The organism is Streptomyces sp. SID3212 (assembly GCF_009865405.1).
Classification (GTDB): Bacteria; Actinomycetota; Actinomycetes; order Streptomycetales; family Streptomycetaceae; genus Streptomyces.
This window is the reverse complement of sequence record NZ_WWJY01001184.1, coordinates 1-6124: the sequence shown is the minus strand read 5'-3', so window position 1 is coordinate 6124 and position 6124 is coordinate 1. Positions and strand designations below refer to the sequence as shown.

Below are 6124 nucleotides of genomic sequence, written 5' to 3'. Positions count from 1 at the left end.
CCCGAAACCGCGACACTCAACCGCAAGGGGCGGCCCCACCCCGCCTCATCCAATGCCGGACACCCCGACTACCTCTCGGTCCGAACCCGCACCTTGCACCGCAACCGCAACCGCAACCGCATTTGCCCCCCCCGCGCGACAGATCCCCCCGTCGCCGCGAGAAGCCCCCTACTCGTCCGGCAGCACCGGGAACACACGCGGCGCGACGAACAGCAGCACCAGCACACACAGCACCGCCGCCCCCGCCGCGCCCACGAACACGTGGTCCACCGCCGCGTCCACCGCCCGGCGCAGGTATTCCTCCGACGACGCGCTCAGCGAACCGGGGTGGCTCAGCGCGGTGGAGACCGCGTCCAGGTCTCCCGGCAGCCCCGGCCCCGCTCCCGAACCCGCGCCCGCCGCCAGGCGCGACGCCAGGACGCCGTTCGCCACTGCCCCGAACACCGCCGCCCCCACGCTCTGCCCGATCTGGCGGTTGAAGAGGATCGACGCGGTCGCCGTACCCCGCTCCGCCCAGCCCACCGACGACTGGACCCCGATGATCAGGGGGAGTTGGAACAGCCCCAGCCCCGCCCCGAGGACCAGCATGATCAGCGCCGGCTGCCACGCCTGCCCGGGGAAGGGCAGCAGCGGGAACGCCAGCAGGACCGCCAGCGCCACCGACATCCCGACGATCGCGGTCCTGCGGAAGCCGATCCGGTTGTACACACGGTTCGACAGCGCCGCGCTCACCGGCCAGCTCAGCGTCATCGCCGACAGGACGAAGCCCGCCGCGATCGGCCCGAGCCCGAGGACGGACTGCGCGTAAGTCGGTACGAAGACCGTCGGCGCGACGATCAGCAGTCCCAGCGCGCCCAGCGCCAGATTGACCGCCGCGATCGTACGGCGCTTCCACACCCACCCCGGAATGATCGGGTCCGCCGCCCTGCGCTCGATCACGACGGTCAGACACGCCAGTGCCACGGACCCCGCCAGCAGCCCCAGGGAGGGTACGGAGAACCACGGCCACGCCACCCCGCCCTGGACCAGCGCGGTGAGCAGCAGCGTCGCGGTGGCGAAGACCGCGAGCGAGCCCGCCCAGTCGACACGCGGGCGCGGTACGGCGGCGGGCCTGGCCGGTTCGTGCAGGTGCCGGACGATCAGCCAGAGCGCCACCGCCCCCACGGGCAGGTTGACGATGAAGATCCAGCGCCAGTCCACGTACCCCGCGAACAACCCGCCGACCAGCGGTCCCGCGACCGACGACGTCGCCCACACGGTGGACAGTCTGGCCTGGATCTTGGGGCGTTCCTTGAGCGGGTAGAGGTCGGCCGCGATGGTCTGCACCGTCCCCTGGAGCGCGCCGCCGCCGAGGCCCTGGACGACGCGGAAGGCGATGAGCGCTGCCATGTTCCAGGCGCTCGCGCAGAGCAGTGAGCCGATGAGGAAGATGATGATGCCGGCGATCAGGACCGGCTTGCGGCCGAGGGTGTCGGAGAGTTTCCCGTACACCGGCAGGGTGACCGTCACGGCGAGCAGGTAGCCGGAGAACAGCCACGAGAAGACGGAGAATCCGCCGAGGTCGCCGACGATCTGCGGCACGGCGGTCGCGACGATCGTGCCGTCCAGCGCCGCGAGCGCCATGCCCAGCATCAGCGCCGCGACGACGGGGCCGCGCCCGCGGGGAGGGGCGGGAGCGGCTTCGGTTATCGCTTCGGTCATCGCCCCGGTGGCGTCGGCGTCGTCAGGGTCGTCGGTGTCCTCGGCATCCCTCGCGAGCTCCCCCTCCCCGGCGTCCTTGGTGTCTTCCGTGTCCTCGGTGCCGCCGCTGCTCACAAGATCCCTTCCCCATGCACGTATGTGCTCCGGGACACCATCTCACCCGCCCGTCCCGCGCCGGCAGGGCGCGGTCCCGCCACCGCTTTCCGCCGGCCTCCCCACCCCGCCGCTCCCCCTCCGGGTGGAGGCCCCTAGGGGCTCCTCCCTACTTCTGGCCAGGGGCCTGTCCTTCCGGTGGAGGACGCGTAGAGAGCGCCGTGGTCTTTAGCTTGTACATACGGCAACGGCGGCCGCCGGTACGGGGGGCGACCGCAGCCGGGGGGTGGGGAAAACCCCCTGGCCAAGACACCGCCGCGCACCAGGGTGCGGGCGGGCGTCGGCCGACAGACTCAGAGCACATCCGGGGACCCCGTCGCGCCGACCGCGACGAGGGGAACGACTGACTTAGGAGAATGACCGTGACAACGGCTGCAACCATCCCCAGGCACGGGGGCACTGGAGGGCGTACGGCCGTCGCGGCGCGAGCGCGGCAGGTCGTCAAGGCGTACGGGGCGGGCGAGACCCGCGTCGTGGCGCTCGACCACGTCGATGTGGACGTCGCCCGGGGGGAGTTCACGGCGATCATGGGCCCTTCGGGCTCGGGCAAGTCGACGCTGATGCACTGCCTCGCCGGCCTCGACACGGTGACCTCGGGGGAGATCTACCTCGACGAGACCGAGATAACGAAGCTCAAGGACAAGCGCCTGACGCAGCTGCGCCGGGACCGGATCGGCTTCATCTTCCAGGCGTTCAACCTCCTGCCGACGCTCAACGCGCTGGAGAACATCACGCTGCCGATGGACATCGCCGGCCGCAAGCCGGACGCCGAGTGGCTCCGGAAGGTGGTGGAGACGGTGGGCCTCGCCGACCGGCTCAAGCACCGGCCGACACAGCTGTCCGGCGGCCAGCAGCAGCGGGTCGCGGTGGCCAGGGCGCTCGCCGCCCGCCCCGAGATCATCTTCGGCGACGAGCCGACCGGGAACCTGGACTCGCGGGCCGGCGCCGAGGTGCTGGGCTTCCTGCGCCGGTCGGTGGACGACCTGGGCCAGACGATCGTGATGGTCACGCACGACCCGGTCGCCGCGTCCTACGCGGACCGCGTGCTGTACCTCGCGGACGGCCGGATCGTGGACGAGATGTTCCGCCCGACCGCCGAGGCCGTACTGGACCGCATGAAGGACTTCGACGCGCGGGGGCGGACGTCGTGACCGTGGTCAAGACCTCGATGCGCAACTTCTTCGCGCACAAGGGGCGGATGGCGCTGTCCGCCGTCGCGGTCCTGCTGTCGGTGGCGTTCGTCTCCGGCACGCTCGTCTTCACGGACACGATGAACACGACGTTCGACAAGCTCTTCGCCGTCAGTTCGCCCGACGTGACGGTGAGCCCCCGGTCCTCGGGCGGCCAGGGCGGCCAGCCCGGCACGGGCAAGCCCGAGACCCTGCCCGCCTCCGCCGTCGCGCGGGTGGGCGCGGTGGCCGGGGTGAAGTCCGTCGAGGGCGCGGTCAGCAGCGAGAGCGTGACCGTCGTCAACGCGGAGAACAAGAACGTGGGTGCCACGACCGGCGCGCCGACGTTCGTCGGCAACTGGACCCGTAACGACCTGCGTTCGATGGAGATCACCTCCGGTCACGCGCCGCGTGGCCCCACGGAGGCGATGATCGACGCCGACACCGCGGACAAGCACCACATCAAGATCGGTGACGAGCTGCGCGCGATCGCCGTCACGGGCACCTTCACCAAGAAGATCACCGGCATCGCCGCCTTCAAGGTCACCAACCCGGGCGCGACGGTCCTCTACCTGGACACCGCGACCGCCCAGCGTGAACTGCTCGGCGGGCCGGGCCTGTTCACACAGCTGTACGTCACCGCCGACGCGGGCGTCAGCGACACGAAGCTCAAGCAGGACGTGGCGGCGGCGCTGGGAGCGGGGACGGCGGGGACGGCTGGGACAGCGGGGCCGTACAAACTCCAGACGCAGAAGGAGGCCGCCGACGCGAACCGTTCGGACGTCGGGTCCTTCCTCGACGTGATGAAGTACGCGATGCTCGGCTTCGCCGGGATCGCCTTCCTCGTCGGCATCTTCCTCATCGTCAACACCTTCTCGATGCTGGTCGCCCAGCGCACCCGCGAGATCGGCCTGATGCGGGCACTCGGCTCCAGCCGCAAGCAGATCAACCGCTCGGTGCTCTTCGAGGCCGTACTGCTCGGGGTGTTCGGGTCGGTTGCCGGGGTGGCGGCCGGGGTGGGGCTGGCCGTCGGGCTGATGAAGCTGATGTCCGCCACCGGTCTGGAACTGTCCACCGGCGACCTGACCGTGAAGTGGACGACTCCGGTGATCGGGCTCGTACTGGGTGTGGTGGTCACGGTCGTGGCCGCGTACATCCCGGCCCGGCGGGCCGCGCGGATCTCCCCGATGGCCGCGCTGCGCGACGCCGGGACCCCCGCGGACGGGCGGGCCGGCCTGCTGAGGGCCGTGCTCGGGCTGCTGCTCACGGCGGCGGGCGGCCTGTCCCTCCTTGTGGCGACCCGCGCCGACAAGGCGGCGGAGGGTTCGCTGTTCCTCGGGGTGGGCGTGGTCTTCACGCTGATCGGGTTCGTGGTCATCGGCCCGCTGCTCGCGGGCGGTCTGGTACGAGTGCTCAGCGCGGTGCTGCTCCGGGTGTTCGGCCCGGTCGGGCGGCTGGCGGAGCGCAACGCGCTGCGCAACCCGCGCCGTACGGGAGCCACCGGCGCCGCGCTGATGATCGGCCTCGCGCTGGTGGCGTGCCTCTCGGTGGTCGGCTCGTCGATGGTCGCCTCGGCCACGGACGAGCTGGACAAGTCGGTGGGCGCGGACTTCATCATCCAGCCGTCCGTACCGAACACACCGATCGTGCCGAAGGCGCAGGCCGCGCTGGAGCGTACGCCCGGCATCGAACACGTCACCCAGTACCGGATGGTCGACGCGAAGCTGACCACCCCGGACGGCAAGGCGGAGGACGAGGGAGTGGTCGCCGCCGACCCGACGTACGCGCAGGACCTGCGCCGGGAGACCGTGTCGGGTGAGCTGTCGGCGGCGTACGGCAAGGACGCCATGTCGGTCGGGGACGCGTTCGCCGAGCGGCACGGCGTGAAGGTCGGCGACACGGTCAAGGTCGCGTTCAAGGCCGGTGAGACGGCGGAGCTCAAGGTCGCGGCGATCACGTCGGACGACACGAGCATCGACAAGGGCGCGATGTACATCAACCTCACGACCGCCGAGAAGTACGTGCCGGCCGCCAAGATGCCGAAGAACATGATCATGTTCGCGGCGGCGCAGGACGGCAAGGAGAAGGAGGCGTACGCGGCCCTCAAGAAGTCGCTGGCGGAGTACCCGCAGTACAAGGTGCAGAACCAGACCGACTTCAAGCAGGACCTCAAGGACCAGATCAGCCAGCTGCTCAACATCGTGTACGGCCTGCTGGGCCTGGCGATCGTGGTGGCGGTGCTGGGCGTGGTGAACACCCTGGCCCTGTCGGTGGTGGAACGCACCCGAGAGATCGGCCTCCTGCGGGCGATCGGCCTCTCGCGGCGCCAGCTGCGGCGCATGATCCGCCTGGAGTCGGTGGTGATCGCGGTCTTCGGCGCCCTGCTGGGCCTGGGCCTGGGCCTCGGCTGGGGCACGGCGGCCCAGAAGCTGCTGGCACTGGAGGGCCTGGGCGTCCTGGAGATCCCCTGGCCGACGATAGCGGGCGTCTTCGTGGCCTCGGCGTTCGTGGGCCTGTTCGCAGCCCTGGTCCCGGCGTTCCGAGCGGGCCGGATGAACGTACTGAACGCGATCGCGAGCGATTAGGGGGCGGGGGGTCGGAGGGTAGGGGCCGGGGGGAGTCCCCTCCCGCGTCCCCTCCCGCATCCCTCCCACATCCCCCTGTATCCCCGAGCGGCCGGTGGGCCGCGATAACGTACGGGTCTCCGGCCCCGGTGGGCGTCCTCCAACGCCCACCGGGGCCGGACTTGTTGGCTGTCTGTTCAAGCGACTCGGCTCGCATCAAAGCGGGCGAGTACTACGGTTCGCGACAGACGTGCGGGAGAAGGAGGCTGGGTGTCAACCCCTGACTGGCAGAAGCCCTCGTCCAACGCCGAGGCGAACGGTGGTGTCCACATCACGACCGCCGCCGACGGCTCCATCCTCATCCAGGAGAGCGACGACCCGGACACGATCGTCACCACCACCCCGGAGAAGCTGCGCGCGTTCATCTTGGGTGTGAAGGCGGGCGAGTTCGACCACTTCGCTGAGGGGGAGGGGGAGGGGGAGGGGTAGTTACGGTGCTGCTCAGTGTGCGGGTTCGGGCCGAGGGGTAGTCGGGGG

4 protein-coding genes are annotated in these 6124 nt (G+C 70.6%); 3 read left to right on the top strand and 1 reads right to left on the bottom strand.

Annotated elements, in window-relative coordinates:
• Window positions 1-168: 168 nt before the first annotated feature.
• The gene (locus tag GT042_RS35485; RefSeq protein WP_161312800.1) at window positions 169-1701 is read right to left on the bottom strand and encodes an MFS transporter; all 1533 of its coding nucleotides are present in this window, start codon (window positions 1699-1701) and stop codon (window positions 169-171) included.
• Window positions 1702-2216: 515 nt separating this feature from the next.
• Between GT042_RS35485 and GT042_RS35480 the strand changes: the two genes are divergently transcribed.
• The 3 genes from GT042_RS35480 (at window position 2217) to GT042_RS39690 (ending at window position 6076) form a co-directional block, all read left to right on the top strand.
• Window positions 2217-3005, top strand: a complete 789-nt coding sequence (locus GT042_RS35480; protein WP_161312799.1) for an ABC transporter ATP-binding protein — start codon at window positions 2217-2219, stop codon at window positions 3003-3005.
• On the top strand, window positions 3002-5608 hold the full coding sequence (locus tag GT042_RS35475) for an ABC transporter permease (RefSeq protein WP_161312798.1): 2607 nt from the start codon (window positions 3002-3004) through the stop codon (window positions 5606-5608). Before GT042_RS35480 ends, GT042_RS35475 begins: the two co-directional genes overlap by 4 nt.
• 249 nt (window positions 5609-5857) lie before the next feature.
• Window positions 5858-6076: a DUF397 domain-containing protein gene (locus GT042_RS39690; protein WP_161312797.1), complete on the top strand. Its 219-nt coding sequence runs from the start codon at window positions 5858-5860 to the stop codon at window positions 6074-6076.
• The last annotated feature ends 48 nt before the right edge of the window (window positions 6077-6124 follow it).